General features: G+C 50.8%; 22 protein-coding genes. 16 read left to right on the top strand and 6 right to left on the bottom strand.

Annotated features, from left to right (window positions below):
• The first annotated feature begins 4 nt into the window (after positions 1-4).
• From aaeX to FQZ95_RS07410, 4 genes are all read left to right on the top strand, one after another.
• Entirely contained in the window at positions 5-208 is a 204-nt protein-coding gene (gene aaeX / locus FQZ95_RS07425; RefSeq protein ID WP_000051841.1) for a p-hydroxybenzoic acid efflux pump operon protein AaeX, read from the top strand.
• Between the two features lie 7 nt (positions 209-215).
• Positions 216-1,148 carry a p-hydroxybenzoic acid efflux pump subunit AaeA gene (gene aaeA, locus FQZ95_RS07420; protein ID WP_000854033.1) on the top strand — a complete coding sequence of 311 codons (933 nt, stop codon included), beginning with the start codon at positions 216-218 and terminating at the stop codon, positions 1,146-1,148.
• Between the two features lie 5 nt (positions 1,149-1,153).
• Entirely contained in the window at positions 1,154-3,121 is a 1,968-nt protein-coding gene (gene aaeB / locus FQZ95_RS07415; RefSeq protein WP_000510964.1) for a p-hydroxybenzoic acid efflux pump subunit AaeB, read from the top strand.
• A gap of 91 nt (positions 3,122-3,212) precedes the next feature.
• A complete protein-coding gene (locus FQZ95_RS07410) occupies positions 3,213-3,485 on the top strand; it encodes a barstar family protein (RefSeq protein ID WP_001029013.1) in 273 nt (90 codons plus the stop codon).
• Positions 3,486-3,540: 55 nt separating this feature from the next.
• Here the strand turns inward: FQZ95_RS07410 and yhcN are convergent, their stop codons facing one another.
• Both yhcN and argR read right to left on the bottom strand, forming a co-directional pair.
• Positions 3,541-3,804, bottom strand: coding sequence for a peroxide/acid stress response protein YhcN (gene yhcN / locus FQZ95_RS07405; protein ID WP_000695690.1), 264 nt, complete (start codon positions 3,802-3,804; stop codon positions 3,541-3,543).
• Positions 3,805-4,168: 364 nt separating this feature from the next.
• Entirely contained in the window at positions 4,169-4,639 is a 471-nt protein-coding gene (gene argR, locus FQZ95_RS07400) for a transcriptional regulator ArgR (protein WP_001257846.1), read from the bottom strand.
• Between the two features lie 434 nt (positions 4,640-5,073).
• On the opposite strand from argR, the gene mdh reads away from it, so the two are divergent.
• Positions 5,074-6,012, top strand: coding sequence for a malate dehydrogenase (gene mdh, locus FQZ95_RS07395; RefSeq protein ID WP_001352905.1), 939 nt, complete (start codon positions 5,074-5,076; stop codon positions 6,010-6,012).
• A gap of 62 nt (positions 6,013-6,074) precedes the next feature.
• Here mdh and degS read toward each other — a convergent pair whose 3' ends face one another.
• The 3 genes from degS to zapG form a co-directional block, all read right to left on the bottom strand.
• A complete protein-coding gene (gene degS / locus FQZ95_RS07390) occupies positions 6,075-7,142 on the bottom strand; it encodes an outer membrane-stress sensor serine endopeptidase DegS (protein ID WP_000497723.1) in 1,068 nt (355 codons plus the stop codon).
• 89 nt (positions 7,143-7,231) lie between these two features.
• On the bottom strand, positions 7,232-8,599 hold the full coding sequence (gene degQ / locus FQZ95_RS07385) for a serine endoprotease DegQ (protein ID WP_001316675.1): 1,368 nt from the start codon (positions 8,597-8,599) through the stop codon (positions 7,232-7,234).
• Between the two features lie 153 nt (positions 8,600-8,752).
• Positions 8,753-9,151 (bottom strand): Z-ring associated protein ZapG, encoded by a 399-nt coding sequence (gene zapG, locus FQZ95_RS07380; protein ID WP_001295270.1) that lies wholly within the window; start codon positions 9,149-9,151, stop codon positions 8,753-8,755.
• A 193-nt stretch (positions 9,152-9,344) separates the two neighbouring features.
• Here zapG and zapE point away from each other — a divergent pair, with 193 nt between their 5' ends.
• From zapE to sspB, 5 genes are all read left to right on the top strand, one after another.
• Entirely contained in the window at positions 9,345-10,472 is a 1,128-nt protein-coding gene (gene zapE, locus FQZ95_RS07375) for a cell division protein ZapE (protein WP_001192355.1), read from the top strand.
• Between the two features lie 218 nt (positions 10,473-10,690).
• Positions 10,691-11,119 carry a 50S ribosomal protein L13 gene (gene rplM, locus FQZ95_RS07370; RefSeq protein ID WP_000847559.1) on the top strand — a complete coding sequence of 143 codons (429 nt, stop codon included), beginning with the start codon at positions 10,691-10,693 and terminating at the stop codon, positions 11,117-11,119.
• 15 nt (positions 11,120-11,134) lie between these two features.
• Complete coding sequence (gene rpsI / locus FQZ95_RS07365; RefSeq protein WP_000829818.1) at positions 11,135-11,527, top strand: 30S ribosomal protein S9; 393 nt, start codon at positions 11,135-11,137, stop codon at positions 11,525-11,527.
• A 394-nt stretch (positions 11,528-11,921) separates the two neighbouring features.
• Entirely contained in the window at positions 11,922-12,560 is a 639-nt protein-coding gene (gene sspA / locus FQZ95_RS07360) for a stringent starvation protein SspA (protein WP_000257293.1), read from the top strand.
• A 5-nt stretch (positions 12,561-12,565) separates the two neighbouring features.
• On the top strand, positions 12,566-13,063 hold the full coding sequence (gene sspB / locus FQZ95_RS07355) for a ClpXP protease specificity-enhancing factor (RefSeq protein WP_000366126.1): 498 nt from the start codon (positions 12,566-12,568) through the stop codon (positions 13,061-13,063).
• 43 nt (positions 13,064-13,106) lie between these two features.
• Here the strand turns inward: sspB and dcuC are convergent, their stop codons facing one another.
• Entirely contained in the window at positions 13,107-14,474 is a 1,368-nt protein-coding gene (gene dcuC / locus FQZ95_RS07350; protein WP_088541789.1) for an anaerobic C4-dicarboxylate transporter DcuC, read from the bottom strand.
• A 379-nt stretch (positions 14,475-14,853) separates the two neighbouring features.
• Between dcuC and nanR the strand changes: the two genes are divergently transcribed.
• From nanR to nanQ, 6 genes are all read left to right on the top strand, one after another.
• The gene (gene nanR / locus FQZ95_RS07345) at positions 14,854-15,645 is read left to right on the top strand and encodes a transcriptional regulator NanR (protein WP_000523844.1); all 792 of its coding nucleotides are present in this window, start codon (positions 14,854-14,856) and stop codon (positions 15,643-15,645) included.
• A gap of 121 nt (positions 15,646-15,766) precedes the next feature.
• A complete protein-coding gene (gene nanA, locus FQZ95_RS07340) occupies positions 15,767-16,660 on the top strand; it encodes an N-acetylneuraminate lyase (protein ID WP_000224714.1) in 894 nt (297 codons plus the stop codon).
• Between the two features lie 108 nt (positions 16,661-16,768).
• Positions 16,769-18,259, top strand: coding sequence for a sialic acid transporter NanT (gene nanT, locus FQZ95_RS07335; RefSeq protein WP_000108455.1), 1,491 nt, complete (start codon positions 16,769-16,771; stop codon positions 18,257-18,259).
• Between the two features lie 46 nt (positions 18,260-18,305).
• The gene (locus FQZ95_RS07330) at positions 18,306-18,995 is read left to right on the top strand and encodes an N-acetylmannosamine-6-phosphate 2-epimerase (protein ID WP_000054239.1); all 690 of its coding nucleotides are present in this window, start codon (positions 18,306-18,308) and stop codon (positions 18,993-18,995) included.
• A complete protein-coding gene (gene nanK / locus FQZ95_RS07325; RefSeq protein ID WP_001559999.1) occupies positions 18,992-19,867 on the top strand; it encodes an N-acetylmannosamine kinase in 876 nt (291 codons plus the stop codon). Before FQZ95_RS07330 ends, nanK begins: the two co-directional genes overlap by 4 nt.
• Positions 19,864-20,328, top strand: a complete 465-nt coding sequence (gene nanQ, locus FQZ95_RS07320) for an N-acetylneuraminate anomerase (protein ID WP_160530047.1) — start codon at positions 19,864-19,866, stop codon at positions 20,326-20,328. The genes nanK and nanQ overlap by 4 nt, the downstream gene beginning before the upstream one ends.
• Positions 20,329-20,372 lie beyond the last annotated feature (44 nt).

The raw sequence follows: 20,372 nt of genomic DNA, 5'->3' as shown, positions 1-20,372 counted from the left end.
CAACATGAGTCTGTTTCCCGTTATCGTGGTGTTTGGGCTGTCCTTCCCACCGATATTTTTCGAATTGCTTTTATCACTGGCGATTTTCTGGCTGGTGCGCCGGGTACTTGTGCCAACAGGTATCTACGACTTTGTCTGGCATCCGGCGTTGTTCAACACCGCGCTCTATTGCTGCTTGTTTTATTTGATATCGCGACTGTTCGTTTGAGGTTGAAGTGAAAACACTAATAAGAAAATTCTCCCGTACGGCCATCACGGTCGTATTAGTCATTCTGGCCTTCATCGCAATTTTTAATGCCTGGGTCTATTACACCGAATCCCCGTGGACGCGTGACGCGCGCTTTAGCGCTGACGTCGTTGCGATCGCGCCGGACGTTTCTGGACTCATTACCCAGGTGAATGTTCATGATAACCAGCTGGTGAAAAAAGGACAGGTACTGTTCACCATCGACCAGCCGCGTTATCAAAAGGCGCTTGAGGAAGCGCAAGCCGATGTTGCTTATTATCAGGTACTGGCACAGGAGAAACGCCAGGAGGCCGGACGTCGTAACCGTCTCGGTGTGCAGGCGATGTCTCGCGAAGAGATCGATCAGGCCAACAACGTACTACAAACGGTTCTGCATCAGTTAGCGAAAGCGCAGGCGACCCGCGATCTGGCAAAACTGGATCTTGAACGCACGGTGATCCGCGCGCCAGCAGATGGCTGGGTGACCAACCTCAACGTCTATACCGGTGAGTTTATTACCCGTGGATCAACGGCAGTTGCGCTGGTGAAACAGAACTCCTTCTATGTACTGGCCTATATGGAAGAAACTAAGCTGGAAGGGGTGCGCCCTGGGTATCGTGCAGAGATCACGCCGCTTGGCAGTAACAAAGTGCTGAAAGGGACTGTTGATAGTGTTGCCGCTGGGGTCACCAACGCCAGCAGCACGCGTGACGACAAAGGGATGGCGACCATCGACTCTAACCTTGAATGGGTGCGTTTGGCGCAACGTGTTCCGGTTCGTATTCGTCTCGACAACCAGCAAGAGAACATCTGGCCTGCGGGCACCACTGCTACAGTGGTGGTCACTGGCAAACAAGATCGCGACGAAAGCCAGGATTCGTTCTTCCGTAAAATGGCCCATCGCCTGCGTGAGTTTGGTTAATCACGATGGGTATTTTCTCCATTGCTAACCAACATATTCGCTTTGCGGTAAAACTGGCGACCGCCATTGTACTGGCGCTGTTTGTTGGCTTTCACTTCCAGCTGGAAACGCCACGCTGGGCGGTACTGACAGCGGCGATTGTTGCCGCCGGTCCGGCCTTTGCTGCGGGAGGTGAACCGTATTCTGGCGCTATTCGCTATCGTGGCTTTTTGCGCATCATCGGCACATTTATTGGCTGTATTGCCGGACTGGTGATCATCATTGCGATGATCCGCGCACCATTATTGATGATTCTGGTGTGCTGTATCTGGGCCGGTTTTTGTACCTGGATATCCTCGCTGGTACGAATAGAAAACTCCTATGCGTGGGGGCTGGCCGGTTATACCGCGCTGATCATTGTGATCACCATTCAGCCGGAACCATTGCTTACGCCGCAGTTTGCCGTCGAACGTTGTAGCGAGATCGTTATCGGTATTGTGTGTGCAATTATGGCGGATTTGCTCTTTTCTCCGCGATCGATCAAACAAGAAGTGGATCGAGAGCTGGAAAGTTTGCTGGTCGCGCAATATCAATTAATGCAACTCTGTATCAAGCATGGCGATGGTGAAGTTGTCGATAAAGCCTGGGGCGATCTGGTGCGACGCACCACGGCGTTACAAGGTATGCGCAGCAACCTGAATATGGAATCTTCCCGCTGGGCGCGGGCCAATCGACGTTTAAAAGCGATCAACACGCTATCGCTGACGCTGATTACCCAATCCTGCGAAACTTATCTTATTCAGAATACGCGCCCGGAATTGATCACTGATACTTTCCGCGAATTTTTTGACACGCCGGTAGAAACCGCGCAGGACGTCCACAAGCAGCTCAAACGCCTGCGGAGAGTTATCGCCTGGACCGGGGAACGGGAAACGCCTGTCACCATTTATAGCTGGGTCGCGGCGGCAACGCGTTATCAGCTTCTCAAGCGCGGCGTTATCAGTAACACAAAAATCAACGCTACTGAAGAAGAGATCCTGCAAGGCGAACCGGAAGTCAAAGTAGAGTCAGCCGAACGTCATCATGCGATGGTTAACTTCTGGCGAACCACACTTTCCTGCATTCTGGGGACGCTTTTCTGGCTGTGGACGGGCTGGACTTCCGGCAGTGGTGCAATGGTGATGATTGCGGTAGTGACGTCACTGGCAATGCGTTTGCCGAATCCACGCATGGTGGCGATCGACTTTATTTATGGGACGCTGGCGGCGCTGCCGTTAGGGCTACTCTACTTTTTGGTGATTATCCCTAATACCCAACAAAGCATGTTATTGCTGTGTATTAGCCTGGCAGTGCTGGGATTCTTCCTTGGCATTGAAGTACAGAAACGGCGATTGGGCTCGATGGGGGCGCTGGCCAGCACCATAAACATTATCGTGCTGGATAACCCGATGACTTTCCATTTCAGTCAGTTTCTCGACAGCGCATTAGGGCAAATCGTCGGCTGTGTGCTCGCGTTCACCGTTATTTTGCTGGTGCGGGATAAATCGCGCGACAGGACTGGACGTGTACTGCTTAATCAGTTTGTTTCTGCCGCTGTTTCCGCGATGACTACCAATGTGGCACGTCGTAAAGAGAATCACCTCCCGGCACTTTATCAGCAGCTGTTTTTGCTGATGAATAAGTTCCCAGGGGATTTGCCGAAATTTCGCCTGGCACTGACGATGATTATCGCGCACCAGCGCCTGCGTGATGCGCCGATCCCGGTTAACGAGGATTTATCGGCGTTTCACCGGCAAATGCGCCGCACAGCAGACCATGTGATATCTGCCCGTAGCGATGATAAACGTCGTCGGTACTTTGGCCAGTTGCTGGAAGAACTGGAAATCTACCAGGAAAAGCTACGCATCTGGCAAGCACCACCGCAGGTGACGGAACCAGTACATCGGCTTACGGGTATGCTCCATAAGTATCAACATGCATTGACCGATAGTTAAGTCAAAACCGACGCCAAAAGCGTCGGTTTTTTCATGGCTATACTTAGCAATGAACGGCAGAACTCGCCGCGAAACGTGACGGTGGCAACAGATGAATATTTATACCTTTGATTTTGATGAGATTGAGAGTCAGGAGGATTTTTATCGCGACTTTAGCCAAACCTTTGGTCTGGCAAAAGATAAAGTACGCGATCTCGACTCTCTATGGGATGTGTTAATGAACGATGTCCTGCCGCTACCACTTGAGATTGAATTTGTTCATCTGGGAGAGAAAACGCGTCGCCGTTTTGGCGCATTAATATTGCTGTTTGATGAGGCAGAGGAAGAGCTGGAAGGGCATTTGCGTTTTAATGTTCGTCATTAGCGCAAAAAAAAGCCCCCGAACCGGGGGCAATATCGTCGGACAAGACGATGAGGGTTTATTTGTACAGTTCAGCCGTAGCGTGCCAGGTGTCACCGCTACGAGCTTCAGTAATCTGGTAGGCCGTTGCGCCTTTCTCTTCCGCTTTTTTGTTCAGCATTTCACGCATATCCATTGGCGAAGACGCCACACCACTTACGGATACGGTCCCGATTGCTTCACGATTTTGTGCTTGTGCAGCATCAATGGAGTCGGCAGCGAATGCACCGAAAGAGAGAACAGAAAGTACGCTTAATGCAGCAACAGTGGTTTTGATTTTCATGATTTTTACCTCGACATAATCTTTTAGCTGGGCCTTTGTTTCGTGACCCATATCACAAAATCAAGTATACACTAATTATTGAACTAATTAATACCACGCTAACTGTTTCAGTTGATACTAAGTGTTAAAAGTGTGAGTTTTAATAACAAAAAAGAATTAAAAACACGGTTATTTATTATTAATTCTATTATTTTCAATTAGATAATGAATTTTGCATAATGTGCTTTTTTTAACTCATGTATTCATTATGTGAATGATGTGTCGCGCTAAAACGCACTATTCGTTAAATGAATCGTAGGAGAAAGCAGGGGGATAAGAGGGAAAAGCAACATTTTCCCCGCCGCCAGAAGCGACGGGGCAGAGATTAAAGCTCCTGGTCGAACAGCTCTAAAATCGCTTCGTACAGGTCTTTGACGGTGAAACCGTTAGCAGGGGTAGTAAAGATGGTGTCATCGCCAGCGATGGTGCCCAGAATACCTTCTGCTTTGCCCAGTGAGTCCAGCAGGCGAGCAATTAACTGCGCCGCGCCAGGGCTGGTATGAATCACGACAACTGCATCGTTGTAGTCTATATCCAGCACCAGATTCTTCAATGGACTGGAGGTAGTTGGTACACCCAGTTCAGCTGGCAGGCAGTAAACCATTTCCATTTTGGCATTGCGTGTACGTACAGCACCAAACTTGGTCAACATCCGCGAGACTTTAGACTGATTAATATTGTCAAAGCCTTGCTCCTGCAACGCGGCGACGATTTCGCCCTGGGAGCTAAATTTCTCTTCTTTAAGTAATGCTTTAAATGCTTTAACTAGTTCTTCTTGCTTAGCCGAGCTTCGCATAAGTCACCCGATATGGTGGTTGATACAACATTATTGTGCATACAGATGAATTTTTATGCAAACAGTCAGCCCTGAAGAAGGCTGAAATAATGTTATGAAAGAGCGGGATTTTATCAAATTTCGTTATTGAGAAACATGCCTGCGTCACGGCATGCAAATTCTGCTTAAAAGTAAATTAATTGTTATCAAATTGATGTTGTTTTGGCTGAACGGTAGGGTATATTGTCACCACCTGTTGGAATGTTGCGCTAATGCATAAGCGACTGTTAATTACGTAAGTTAGGTTCCTGATTACGGCAATTAAATGCATAAACGCTAAACTTGCGTGACTACACATTCTTGAGATGTGGTCATTGTAAACGGCATTTTTGTGGATTAAGGTCGCGGCAGCGGAGCAACATATCTTAGTTTATCAATATAATAAGGAGTTTAGGATGAAAGTCGCAGTCCTCGGCGCTGCTGGCGGTATTGGCCAGGCGCTTGCACTACTGTTAAAAACCCAACTGCCTTCAGGTTCAGAACTCTCTCTGTATGATATCGCTCCAGTGACTCCCGGTGTGGCTGTCGATTTGAGCCATATCCCTACTGCTGTGAAAATCAAAGGTTTTTCTGGTGAAGATGCGACTCCGGCGCTGGAAGGCGCAGATGTCGTTCTTATCTCTGCAGGTGTAGCGCGTAAACCGGGTATGGATCGTTCCGACCTGTTTAACGTTAACGCCGGCATCGTGAAAAATCTGGTACAGCAAGTTGCGAAAACCTGCCCAAAAGCGTGCATTGGTATTATCACTAACCCGGTTAACACCACAGTTGCGATTGCTGCTGAAGTGCTGAAAAAAGCCGGAGTTTATGACAAAAACAAACTGTTCGGCGTTACTACGCTGGATATCATTCGTTCCAACACCTTTGTTGCGGAACTGAAAGGCAAACAGCCGGGCGAAGTTGAAGTGCCGGTAATTGGCGGTCACTCTGGTGTTACCATTCTGCCGCTGCTGTCACAGGTTCCTGGCGTTAGCTTTACCGAGCAGGAAGTGGCTGAACTGACCAAACGTATCCAGAACGCGGGTACTGAGGTGGTTGAAGCGAAAGCCGGTGGCGGGTCTGCAACCCTGTCTATGGGCCAGGCAGCTGCACGTTTTGGTCTGTCTCTGGTTCGCGCACTACAGGGCGAACAAGGCGTTGTCGAATGTGCCTACGTTGAAGGCGACGGTCAGTACGCACGTTTCTTCTCTCAACCGCTGCTGCTGGGTAAAAACGGCGTGGAAGAGCGTAAATCTATCGGCACCCTGAGCGCATTTGAACAGAACGCGCTGGAAGGTATGCTGGATACGCTGAAGAAAGATATCGCCCTGGGCGAAGAGTTCGTTAATAAGTAATTGATTAGCGGATAATAAAAAACCGGAGCACAGACTCCGGTTTTTTGTTTTGAGCGCACGACTTAATTGGTTGCCGGATATTCCTGAATGGTGACCTGCAGCGTTAACTGCTTATCATCACGCATCACTACAACCGGGATCACCGAGCCAGGGCGAATTTCCGCCACCTGATCCATCGTCTCCAGAGCAGAGATGGCCGGTTTGTTATCCACCGAAATAATCAAATCATTGACCTGAATACCCGCATTCGCCGCCGGGCCGTCAGGTGACACTTCATTAACCACGATCCCTTGCAGTTGATCTATACCACCGCCCTGCGCATGCAGTGGTGCGATCTCACGTCCGCCGATACCAATGTAGCCGCGGATCACGCGACCATCGCGGATCAGCTTATCCATAATTTTGGTTGCTAACTGGAAAGGAATCGCAAAGCCGATACCTTCCGGCGTTTCGCCATCGTTACTCTTATCAAACGACAGCGTGTTAATGCCCATCAGTTCGCCCAGCGAGTTCACCAGTGCGCCGCCAGAGTTACCGTGGTTAATGGAAGCATCGGTTTGCAGGAAGTTTTGCCGCCCGGTCGGGTTCAGACCGATTCGACCCGTGGCACTAATAATCCCCTGGGTAATGGTCTGCCCGAGGTTGTACGGGTTACCGATCGCCAGTACCACATCGCCGATGTGCGGTACGCGACGTGCATTGATTGGAATGGTAGGTAAACCGCCAGTGGCATTAATTTTAAGTACCGCCAGATCGGTTAGAGAGTCAGATCCCACCAGCAATGCTTCAAATACACGTCCATCTTGTAAGGCGACGATGATCTGATCGGCGTCGTTGATGACGTGTTTATTGGTGATGATATAACCGCGTTGATCCATGATTACACCGGATCCCAGGGTGCGGATCTCAAGCTGGTTGTGAGAGTTGGTGTTCAAACCACGGTTGTAAACGTTAACCACCGCTGGCGCGGCGCGGCGAACCGCCAGATTATAGCTGGCAGGCGTCTCATCGGTACTGTCAAATTGCGGAGTGGAAAGCGGGTTAAGGCTGCGCAGCGAAGGCATGGCAACCAGCAGAATAGCGCCGACAATTAATCCAATCGCAACGGAACGTAAGAGCTTCACAAACATGATGGAGGCGTCATTAAAAAAGGGAACGGCAGCAGCATACCACGAGTTAACCGGACATCACACGTCAGCCTGATGCCCGGTTTACGACATTAACGCATCAGCAAATAGATGCTTTCATTGCCGCGTACAATTTGCAGGGCGATGATGGCCGGTTTTGCCGCCAGCACTTTACGCATTTCAGCAATCGAGTTCACCCGATCGCGGTTGACGCCAATGATCACATCGTCTTTTTGCAAGCCTGCCTGAGCAGCTGGGCTTCCTTTGACAACCTCATCGATCTTAATACCTTTGCCGCCATCTTTTAGCTGACCATCGCTCAACGTTGCACCTTCAAGCGCTGGCGTAATCATTTCAGCGCTGGCCGACGAAGAGGTGCTGGTATCGAGCGTCACTTCTACTTCCAGTGGTTTGCCGTTACGCAGCAGGCCAAGCTTCACTTTCGTGCCCGGCTCGGTGGTTGCGATACGAGAGCGCAACTCAGCAAAGCTATTCAGCGGTTTGCCGTTGAGGCTGGTAATAATATCGCCCGCTTTGATGCCCGCTTTTGCCGAGCCAGAACCTGGCAACACTTCGCTGACAAACGCGCCACGCTGCACGTCAAGGTTGAAGGCTTTGGCGATATCGGCACTCATCTCGGTGCCTTTGATGCCTAACAGACCGCGTTTGATTTCACCAAAGTCGATAAGCTGCTGCGCCAGTGTTCGCGCCATATTACTGGGGATGGCAAATCCAATCCCGACGCTCCCACCGCCAGGCGCAAGGATTGCAGTGTTGATGCCAATTAACTCACCGTTAAGGTTTAACAGTGCACCGCCGGAGTTACCGCGGTTAATGGAAGCATCTGTCTGGATAAAGTTTTCAAGACCTTCAAGATTCAACCCGCTGCGGCCTAATGCGGAAACAATGCCAGAGGTGGCGGTTTGCCCAAGGCCAAATGGGTTACCGACCGCCACGGCAAAATCACCGACGCGCAATTTATCGGAGTCGGCAATAGCGATTTGCGTTAATTTGCTCGGGTTTTGAATTTGCAACAGGGCGATATCGCTCTGGTCATCGCTACCAATCAGTTTTGCATCAAACTCGCGCCCATCATTGAGCTGAATACTGATTTTCTGTGCCTGATTAATCACATGGTTGTTAGTCAGCACATAGCCTTTACTGGCGTTGATGATGACACCGGAGCCTAAACCTTCGAAGGGTTGTGCAGGTTGATCCGGTAAATCATCACCAAAAAACTTTTTGAATTCTTCCGGGATTTTCTGTCCCTGACTGGCCGTTCCCTCCACCCGTACGCTCACCACTGCCGGAAGCACTTTTTCCAGCATTGGAGCCAGACTGGGGAGGGGGGCCTGATCGGCAACCTGGCCTGGAATCGACGCGACGGCCTGAAATGACGCCGAGAGAGTTAACCCGACACTTAACGCTAATGCACTCAACAGCTGGGTTTGTTTTTTCATTATTCCTGCTCTCGTACCTGAATGATAAGAAAAGAGATTCAAAACAGTTTGATGTTATTGAATTTTCAGACGGCTAACAATGAGACACCAGATTAAATGATAGTCGGGGAGGTAGGGAAGAGGAGGGCGCAATGACTGCGCCCGAAAAATAAATTAGTCGCGCTTCGCGCCAGTACGCAGCAGGCCGGATGCGCCTTCAGAATAGTCGCGTGGCATTTGCACCGGTGCCTGATCGTTGCTGGCTTCAGACTCAGCCAGACGATTACGGAACGGGTTTGCTTCAGCAGACAGTTCCGGCAGCAGGCTGCTGGAGCTTTTCGCCATGTGTTGATACAGCTGGCGATAGTCGTGCGCCATGGTATCCAGTAATTCCGCGCTGCGGGCAAAGTGGCTAACCAGCTCTTCGCGATACTCGTCCAGTTCAGCTTTATTCTTTTCCAGTTCGTACTGCAACGCCTGTTGCTGGCGTAGTTTACGATTACCAAAACGCATGGCCACAGCACCAATAATGATGCCGACGACTAACCCAATTAGCGCATATTCCCAGGTCATGAACATCTCCCGTTGTCTTTTGTTTCCGTAGGGTGTTGGCTTCAGGCTCCATGCCTGCGGCTGATTATGCCACTATAACCGTTAATTCCACAGAAGTGGAATCCCGACTGCATATCGCGTAGTGTAGAACGGCCTTTTTTTCGTCAACCGTGAACAACGGCGCACCGATTATTCAAGGAATAACAATAAGATCATGCAAAGCGTTACCCCAACATCGCAATACCTGAAGGCGCTCAATGAAGGCAGCCATCAACCCGACGACGTTCAAAAAGAGGCCGTCAGCCGCCTGGAAATTATTTATCAGGAACTCATCAATAGCACGCCTCCAGCCCCCAGGACGAGTGGGCTAATGGCGCGGGTCGGTAAGCTGTGGGGTAAACGCGAAGACACACAGCATACGCCAGTGCGTGGCTTATATATGTGGGGCGGGGTAGGACGCGGGAAAACCTGGCTGATGGACCTTTTCTATCAAAGCCTGCCGGGAGAGCGGAAACAGCGTCTGCACTTTCACCGTTTTATGCTGCGGGTACATGAAGAGCTAACTGCTTTGCAGGGGCAGACCGATCCGCTGGAAATTATTGCCGATCGCTTTAAAGCAGAAACTGACGTGCTCTGTTTTGACGAATTTTTTGTTTCTGATATTACCGATGCCATGCTACTTGGCGGCCTGATGAAAGCCCTGTTCGCCCGCGGTATTACCCTGGTAGCGACGTCAAATATTCCGCCGGACGAACTTTATCGAAATGGCCTGCAACGTGCGCGTTTTTTGCCTGCAATCGATGCCATTAAACAGCATTGTGATGTAATGAACGTGGACGCCGGTGTTGATTATCGACTGCGTACGCTCACTCAGGCGCACCTGTGGCTTTCGCCACTCAACGATGAAACCCGGACGCAAATGGACAAACTATGGTTGGCGCTGGCGGGGGCGAAACGAGAAAATTCACCGACGTTAGAAATCAACCATCGGCCATTGGCGACAATGGGCGTCGAGAACCAGACGCTGGCGGTCTCTTTTACTACGCTGTGCGTCGACGCCCGCAGTCAGCATGACTATATTGCGCTCTCGCGCCTCTTTCACACGGTCATGTTGTTTGATGTACCAGTTATGACGCGGTTGATGGAGAGCGAAGCGCGGCGCTTTATTGCGCTGGTGGATGAGTTTTACGAGCGCCATGTCAAATTAGTGGTGAGTGCAGAAGTGCCGCTGTATGAAATTTATCAGGGCGATCGGCTGAAGTTTGAGTTCCAGCGTTGCCTGTCACGTCTGCAAGAGATGCAAAGCGAAGAGTATCTGAAGCGCGAGCATTTGGCGGGTTAAAACCTGCCACAAATCACAAAAAGGGGTCGATCTTTGACCCCGACTTCTCTATAATCCTGCGACCCCACGTTACAAGAAAGTTTTTTTCCCAAAACTTTTTGTGTGCTGGCATAGGCTATTCGAAGGGGTAGGTTTGCCGGACTTTGTCGTGTGAACCTCAACAATTGAAGACGTTTGGGTGTTCACCAACGTGTAACTATTTATTGGGTAAGCTTTTAATGAAAACTTTTACAGCTAAACCAGAAACCGTAAAACGCGACTGGTATGTTGTTGACGCGACCGGTAAAACTCTGGGCCGTCTGGCTACTGAACTGGCTCGTCGCCTGCGCGGTAAGCACAAAGCGGAATACACTCCGCACGTAGATACCGGTGATTACATCATCGTTCTGAACGCTGATAAAGTTGCTGTAACCGGCAACAAGCGTACTGACAAAGTGTACTATCACCACACCGGCCACATCGGTGGTATCAAACAAGCGACCTTTGAAGAGATGATTGCTCGCCGTCCTGAGCGTGTGATTGAAATCGCGGTTAAAGGCATGTTGCCAAAAGGCCCGCTGGGTCGTGCTATGTTCCGTAAACTGAAAGTTTACGCGGGTAACGAGCACAACCACGCGGCACAGCAACCGCAAGTTCTTGACATCTAATCGGGATTATAGGCAATGGCTGAAAATCAATACTACGGCACTGGTCGCCGCAAAAGTTCCGCAGCTCGCGTTTTCATCAAACCGGGCAACGGTAAAATCGTAATCAACCAACGTTCTCTGGAACAGTACTTCGGTCGTGAAACTGCCCGCATGGTAGTTCGTCAGCCGCTGGAACTGGTCGACATGGTTGAGAAACTGGACCTGTACATCACCGTTAAAGGTGGTGGTATCTCTGGTCAGGCTGGTGCGATCCGTCACGGTATCACCCGCGCTCTGATGGAATACGACGAGTCCCTGCGTTCTGAACTGCGTAAAGCTGGCTTCGTTACTCGTGACGCTCGTCAGGTTGAACGTAAGAAAGTCGGTCTGCGTAAAGCACGTCGTCGTCCGCAGTTCTCCAAACGTTAATTGGCTTCTGCTCCGGCAGAAAACAATTTGCGAAAAAAACCCGCTTCGGCGGGTTTTTTTATGGCTAAAATCTGAATCAGCGTAAAAAAAGGAATGTTGATTTTTGCTATCGCCTGACAGACAGGAAAACAAAAACCACATCGCCGATAAGGGACTAAGTCAACCATTTCAGACTAAAGCGCATCTCTTTTTCCCCATTTCCGGCATCGACTCACCACAAAGGTCACAAAATCTGGTAAACTATCATCCAATTTTCTGCCCAAATGTCGGGTATTGCTCATTTTTTGTTTGATTTTCGAACAAAGAGAGTCGTTCCTTACTGGGTAACACAACTTCTGACTGGCCACCTGGTGGCTGGTAGCAGTAAAAATTCTGACTATACCTGGAGGTTTTCATGGCTGTCGCTGCCAACAAACGTTCGGTAATGACGCTGTTTTCCGGTCCTACTGACATCTATAGCCATCAGGTCCGCATTGTGCTGGCTGAGAAAGGTGTAAGTTTCGAGATCGAACACGTGGAAAAGGACAATCCGCCTCAGGATCTGATTGACCTCAACCCGAATCAGAGCGTTCCGACCCTGGTGGATCGTGAGCTGACCCTGTGGGAATCTCGCATCATTATGGAATATCTGGATGAGCGTTTCCCGCATCCGCCACTGATGCCTGTTTACCCGGTAGCTCGCGGTGAAAGCCGTCTGTACATGCATCGCATCGAAAAAGACTGGTACACGCTGATGAACACCATCATCAACGGTTCAGCTTCTGAAGCAGATGCCGCACGTAAGCAACTGCGCGAAGAACTGCTGGCGATTGCGCCGGTCTTCGGTCAGAAGCCGTACTTCCTGAGCGATGAGTTCAGCCTGGTCGATTGCTACCTTGCTCCGCTGCTGTGGCGTCTGCCGCAACTGGGCATCGAGTTCAGCGGTCCGGGTGCGAAAGAGCTGAAAGGCTATATGACCCGCGTCTTTGAACGTGACTCTTTCCTTGCTTCTTTAACTGAAGCAGAACGTGAAATGCGTCTGGGCCGGAGTTAATCTGTATGGATTTGTCACAGCTAACACCACGTCGTCCCTATCTGCTGCGTGCATTCTATGAGTGGTTGCTGGATAACCAGCTCACGCCGCACCTGGTGGTGGATGTGACGCTCCCTGGCGTGCAGGTTCCTATGGAATATGCGCGTGACGGGCAAATCGTACTCAACATTGCGCCGCGTGCTGTCGGCAATCTGGAACTGGCGAATGATGAGGTGCGCTTTAACGCGCGCTTTGGTGGCATTCCGCGTCAGGTTTCTGTGCCGCTGGCTGCCGTGCTGGCTATCTACGCCCGTGAAAATGGCGCAGGCACGATGTTTGAACCTGAAGCTGCCTACGATGAAGATGCCAGCATCATGAATGATGAAGAGGCATCGGCAGACAACGAAACCGTTATGTCGGTTATTGATGGCGACAAGCCAGATCACGATGATGACACTCATCCTGACGATGAACCACCGCAGCCACCACGCGGTGGTCGACCGGCATTACGCGTTGTGAAGTAAAATGAAAACAGGCCCTGGCGGCCTGTTTTGTCTTCTTTATCGCTTAATAAAATAGCGTGATTGTGGCAATCATATTCACCACGAAACCGACTGCCATGGGGATCGCTGTCCGCTTCACCACTGCAAAAGGCGAAACACCTGCAATTCCTGATGTAACGACCACCACCGCAGTAATCGGCGAAACAGCGCGCGCTAGCGTCGTGGCAAAATGCATCGGCATAATCATTACAACCGCTGGTACATGTAGTCCGGCTGCGATATTCGGAATAAGACTGGCAAATGACATAAATGGCGCATTGCCTGAGCCCATCACAATGGCACAAATGGCAATGACCAGCGCCATAATAATCATCACGCCAATACCGCCCAGACCAGAATGCTCCGCACCCCTGATAACCGCATCGACAGTGCCAATTGTCGTTAAGCCCTTCGCAAATATTTCACCCGCGACCACCAGCGTTACCACGTTGGCAAACTGCGTACCCATGCCGTCAAAAAACGCCTGCACATCGTCCATTGTTTCGCGCAAATTATGCTTGCGGAAAAACTCAACAAACATCGTCACCGTCAAACTCAGTAACATCACCACCACCAGATGCAGTTCTGACTGCATCAGTCCAGCGTGGGCGAGGAACAGCGAGCCGAGCATCAGGATTAACGGCATCACCGGTAAAATGGCGTAATAGAGCGGTGGGACATTATCGAGAGCTTTTTGCTCCGCCTGCTCGTGATTGATATTTTTATCTTTTTTGTCAAAAGCGCGTTGCACGAAAAAGTGAGAGATCGCTACCGAGATAATGACGCAAGAGGCGACCGGAAGCTGGTAGTGGAAGAAGTAAGTGGCAATTTTCATTCCTGCCACCTGGGCCGCAAAAATAGAGTTCGTTTCCAGAATCCCCCACTCAATGGACATCGTGGTTGCGATAACTGCCACCGCAGAGAGTCGACTTACTCCCAGACTCACTAGTGTTGGAAATAAGGTGACCATCAGCAACATACCCAGACCGGAGGCGCTGGTAATAAACTGCGCCATGATTTGGCCGATAACGTAAGTTGCCGACAGAATAAGATACGGCGAGCGAATGAGTTTTAACGGGCGGCTTAACAAGCTCACCATCGCCCGACTGGCTCCTATGCGCTCCATGTAGCGGGCATACCCGCCCACCGCCATAATCGACAACCCTAACCCGGCAATGCGGTTGGACAGCATGCGCAGGATTTCATTATAAATATCGACGATCAAGTAGCCGCTGCTTTTGGCGGGATCGAGTACTCCACCGAACCCTAACCAGACACCGCACATCATCAGGAAGATACCTGCGGCAGCCAGCACCACTTGAGGTTTGTAGTTTTTCAGGATCAAATAGCCCATCGTCATTAATACGATGACAGATATAATTATGCCGAACATTGTTGAACTCCGTGTCAAAAGAAAACGGTCAATCCCATAAACGGCAGATTGAAAACAGTGATGTTATATTTTTTGCAAGGCTATTTATGGTGTTGGTGTCGTATTTTTTAATTCTGGATGAGGCAATTTTTCATTATAAAATATGCATTTATGATTATTTTGTAAGAACATATTCGTAATATTCATAATGCTTGTGAATAGTCTTATGAATAATTCATTCAGGATGTTTTTATCGGCGTTACACTAATTTTCGCAATAGTTAATTATTACGTTAATTATGATAATAATGAGACACAAAGAGAAAAAACCGCCATTTCCCCCTACTTTCAATCCTGTGATAGGATGTCACTGATGATGTTAATCACACTGACCTTACAGAATGGGCCTTATGAACGCATTTGATTCGCAAACCGAAGATTCTTCACCTGCAATTGGTCGCAACTTGCGTAGCCGCCCGCTGGCGCGTAAGAAACTCTCCGAAATGGTGGAAGAAGAGCTGGAACAGATGATCCGCCGCCGTGAATTTGGCGAAGGTGAACAATTACCGTCTGAACGCGAACTGATGGCGTTCTTTAACGTCGGGCGTCCTTCTGTGCGCGAAGCGCTGGCAGCGTTAAAACGCAAAGGTCTGGTGCAAATAAACAACGGCGAACGTGCCCGCGTCTCGCGTCCTTCAGCGGACACCATCATCGGCGAGCTTTCCGGCATGGCGAAAGATTTCCTTTCTCATCCTGGCGGAATTGCCCATTTCGAACAATTACGTCTGTTCTTTGAATCCAGCCTGGTGCGCTATGCGGCTGAACACGCCACCGATGAGCAAATCGATTTGCTGGCAAAAGCACTGGAAATCAACAGTCAGTCGCTGGATAACAACGCGGCATTCATTCGTTCAGACGTTGATTTCCACCGCGTGCTGGCGGAGATCCCCGGTAACCCAATCTTCATGGCGATCCATGTTGCCCTGCTCGATTGGCTGATCGCCGCGCGCCCAACCGTAGCTGATCAGGCTCTGCACGAGCATAACAACGTTAGCTATCAACAGCATATTGCGATCGTTGACGCGATCCGTCGTCATGATCCTGACGAAGCCGATCGCGCGTTACAATCGCATCTCAACAGCGTCTCTGCTACCTGGCACGCCTTCGGTCAGACCACCAACAAAAAGAAATAATGCCACTTTAGTGAAGCAGATCGCATTATAAGCTTTCTGTATGGGGTGTTGCTTAATTGATCTGGTATAACAGGTATAAAGGTATATCGTTTATCAGACAAGCATCACTTCAGAGGTATTTATGGCAACGAATTTACGTGGCGTAATGGCCGCACTCCTGACTCCTTTTGATCAACAACAAGCACTGGATAAAGCGAGTCTGCGTCGCCTGGTTCAGTTCAATATTCAGCAGGGCATCGACGGTTTATACGTGGGTGGTTCTACCGGCGAAGCCTTTGTACAAAGCCTTTCCGAGCGTGAACAGGTACTGGAAATCGTCGCCGAAGAGGCGAAAGGCAAGATTAAACTCATCGCTCATGTAGGTTGCGTCAGCACTGCTGAAAGCCAACAACTTGCGGCATCGGCTAAACGTTATGGCTTCGATGCCGTCTCCGCTGTCACGCCGTTCTACTATCCTTTCAGTTTTGAAGAACACTGCGATCACTATCGGGCAATTATTGATTCGGCGGATGGGTTGCCGATGGTGGTGTACAACATTCCGGCGTTAAGCGGCGTTAAACTGACCTTGGATCAGATTAACACTCTGGTTACGTTGCCTGGTGTCGGCGCGCTGAAACAGACCTCTGGCGATCTCTATCAGATGGAGCAGATCCGTCGTGAACATCCGGATCTGGTGCTCTATAACGGTTACGACGAAATCTTTGCTTCTGGTTTGTTGGCGGGCGCTGATGGTGGTATCGGTAGTACTTACAACATTATGGGCTGGCGTTATCAGGGTATCGTGAAGGCGCTGAAAGAAGGCGATATCCAGACCGCGCAGAAGCTGCAAACCGAATGTAATAAAGTCATTGATTTACTGATCAAAACGGGCGTATTCCGCGGCCTGAAAACGGTCCTGCACTATATGGATGTCGTTTCTGTGCCGCTGTGCCGCAAACCGTTTGGTCCGGTCGATGAAAAATATCTGCCAGAACTGAAGGCGCTAGCCCAGCAGTTGATGCAAGAGCGCGGGTGAGTTGTTTCCCCTCGCTCGCCCCTACCGGGTGAGGGGAAATAAACGCATCTGTACCCTACAATTTTTATACCAAAGCGTGTGGGCATCGCCCACCGCGGGAGACTCACAATGAGTACTACAACCCAGAATATCCCGTGGTATCGCCATCTCAACCGCGCACAATGGCGCGCATTTTCCGCTGCCTGGTTGGGATATCTGCTTGACGGTTTTGATTTCGTTTTAATCGCCCTGGTACTCACCGAAGTACAAGGTGAATTCGGGCTGACGACGGTACAGGCGGCAAGTCTGATCTCCGCAGCCTTTATCTCTCGCTGGTTCGGCGGCCTGATGCTTGGCGCTATGGGCGACCGCTACGGGCGTCGTCTGGCAATGGTTACCAGTATCGTTCTCTTCTCGGCCGGGACGCTGGCCTGCGGCTTTGCGCCAGGCTACATCACCATGTTTATTGCTCGTCTGGTCATCGGCATGGGGATGGCGGGAGAATACGGCTCCAGCGCCACCTATGTCATTGAAAGCTGGCCAAAACATCTGCGTAACAAAGCCAGTGGCTTTCTGATTTCCGGCTTCTCGGTGGGTGCCGTCGTTGCCGCTCAGGTCTACAGCCTGGTGGTTCCGGTCTGGGGCTGGCGAGCGCTGTTCTTTATCGGCATTTTGCCAATCATCTTTGCTCTCTGGCTGCGTAAAAACATTCCGGAAGCGGAAGACTGGAAAGAGAAACACGCAGGTAAAGCACCAGTACGCACGATGGTAGACATTCTTTACCGTGGTGAACATCGCATTGCCAATATCGTAATGACGCTGGCGGCGGCTACTGCGCTGTGGTTCTGCTTCGCTGGTAACCTGCAAAATGCCGCAATCGTCGCTGTTCTCGGGCTGTTATGTGCCGCAATCTTTATCAGCTTTATGGTTCAGAGTACGGGCAAACGCTGGCCAACGGGCGTAATGCTGATGGTGGTTGTGTTATTTGCTTTCCTCTACTCATGGCCGATTCAGGCACTGCTGCCAACGTATCTGAAAACCGATCTTGCTTATGACCCGCATACTGTCGCCAATGTGCTGTTCTTTAGTGGCTTTGGGGCGGCTGTGGGTTGCTGTGTCGGCGGCTTCCTCGGTGACTGGCTGGGAACCCGCAAAGCGTACGTTTGTAGCCTGCTGGCCTCGCAACTGCTGATTATTCCGGTATTTGCGATTGGTGGCGCAAACGTCTGGGTGCTCGGTTTGTTACTGTTCTTCCAGCAAATGCTTGGACAAGGGATCGCCGGGATCTTACCGAAACTGATTGGCGGTTATTTCGATACCGACCAGCGTGCAGCGGGCCTGGGCTTTACCTACAACGTTGGCGCATTGGGCGGCGCACTGGCCCCAATCATCGGCGCGTTGATCGCTCAACGTCTGGATCTGGGTACTGCGCTGGCATCGCTTTCGTTTAGCCTGACGTTCGTGGTGATCCTGCTGATTGGGCTGGATATGCCTTCTCGCGTTCAGCGTTGGTTGCGCCCGGAAGCGTTGCGTACTCATGACGCTATCGACGGCAAACCATTTAGCGGTGCCGTGCCGTTTGGCAGCGCTAAAAACGATTTAGTCAAAACCAAAAGTTAATCCTGTTGCCCGGTCTTCTACCGGGCCTTTCGCTAAGGGAAGATGTATGTCGTTACTTGCACAACTGGATCAAAAAATCGCTGCTAACGGTGGCCTGATTGTCTCCTGCCAGCCGGTTCCGGACAGCCCACTCGATAAACCTGAAATCGTCGCCGCCATGGCATTAGCGGCAGAGCAGGCGGGAGCGGTTGCCATTCGTATTGAAGGTGTGGCAAATCTGCAAGCCACGCGTGCGGTGGTGAGTGTGCCGATTATCGGGATTGTGAAACGCGATCTGGAGGATTCTCCGGTACGCATCACGGCATATATTGAAGATGTCGATGCGCTGGCGCAGGCAGGCGCGGATATCATCGCGATTGACGGCACCGACCGACCGCGTCCGGTGCCTGTTGAAACGCTACTGGCACGTATCCACCATCACGGTTTACTGGCGATGACCGACTGCTCAACGCCGGAAGACGGCCTGGCATGCCAAAAGCTGGGAGCCGAAATTATTGGCACTACGCTTTCTGGCTATACCACACCTGAAACGCCAGAAGAGCCGGATCTGGCGCTGGTGAAAACGTTGAGCGACGCCGGATGTCGGGTGATTGCCGAAGGGCGTTACAACACGCCTGCTCAGGCGGCGGATGCGATGCGCCACGGCGCATGGGCGGTGACGGTCGGTTCTGCTATCACACGTCTTGAACACATTTGCCAGTGGTACAACACAGCGATGAAAAAGGCGGTGCTATGACCACACTGGCGATTGATATCGGCGGTACTAAACTTGCCGCCGCGCTGATTGGCGCTGACGGGCAGATCCGCGATCGTCGTGAACTTCCTACGCCAGCCAGCCAGACACCAGAAGCCTTGCGTGATGCCTTATCCGCATTAGTCTCTCCGTTGCAAGCTCATGCGCAGAGAGTTGCTATCGCTTCAACCGGAATTATTCGCGACGGCAGCTTATTGGCGCTAAATCCGCATAATCTTGGTGGATTACTACACTTTCCGTTAGTCAAAACACTGGAGCAGCTTACCGATTTGCCGACCATTGCCATTAACGACGCGCAGGCCGCAGCATGGGCAGAGTATCAGGCGCTGGAAGGCGATATAACCGAGATGGTGTTTATCACTGTTTCCACTGGCGTCGGTGGCGGTGTAGTGAGCGGCGGCAAACTGCTTACCGGCCCTGGAGGTCTGGCGGGGCACATCGGGCATACGCTTGCCGATCCGCATGGTCCAGTCTGCGGCTGTGGACGCACAGGTTGCGTGGAGGCGATTGCTTCTGGTCGCGGCATTGCGGCGGCAGCGCAAGGGGAGTTGGCTGGTGCGAATGCGAAAACTATTTTCACGCACGCCGGGCAGGGCGATGAGCAGGCGCAGCAACTGATTCACCGCTCCGCACATGTGCTGGCAAGGCTGATCGCTGATATTAAAGCCACAACTGATTGTCAGTGCGTAGTGGTCGGTGGCAGCGTTGGTCTGGCAGAAGGGTATCTGGCGTTGGTGGAAACGTATCTGGCGCAGGAGCCAGCGGCATTTCATGTTGATTTACTGGCGGCGCACTACCGCCATGATGCAGGTTTACTTGGGGCTGCGCTGTTGGCCCAGGGAGAAAAATTATGATGATGGGTGAAGTACAGTCATTACCGTCTGCCGGATTACATCCTGCGTTACAGGACGCGTTAACGCTGGCATTAGCTGCCAGACCGCAAGAAAAAGCGCCGGGTCGTTACGAATTACAGGGCGATAATATCTTTATAAATGTCATGACGTTTAACACTCAATCGCCCGTCGAGAAAAAAGCGGAATTGCACGAGCAGTACATTGATATCCAGCTGTTATTAAACGGTGAGGAACGGATCCTGTTTGGCATGGCAGGCACTGCGCGTCAGTGTGAAGAGTTCCACCATGAAGATGATTACCAGCTTTGCAGCGCCATTGAGAATGAGCAAACCATCATCCTGAAACCGGGAATGTTCGCCGTGTTTATGCCTGGAGAACCGCATAAGCCGGGATGCGTTGTTAGCGAGCCTGGTGAGATTAAAAAGGTTGTGGTGAAGGTTAAGGCTGATTTAATGTCTTAAAACTTAGTTCGTTTTAAAGATTCTCCAGACCCAGTCTGGAGAAT

Source organism: Escherichia sp. HH41S, from assembly GCF_009820115.1.
GTDB lineage: Bacteria > Pseudomonadota > Gammaproteobacteria > Enterobacterales > Enterobacteriaceae > Escherichia > Escherichia coli_F.
Note: the sequence above shows the minus strand (reverse complement) of the source record. Positions and strands in the feature narration are given on the sequence as shown.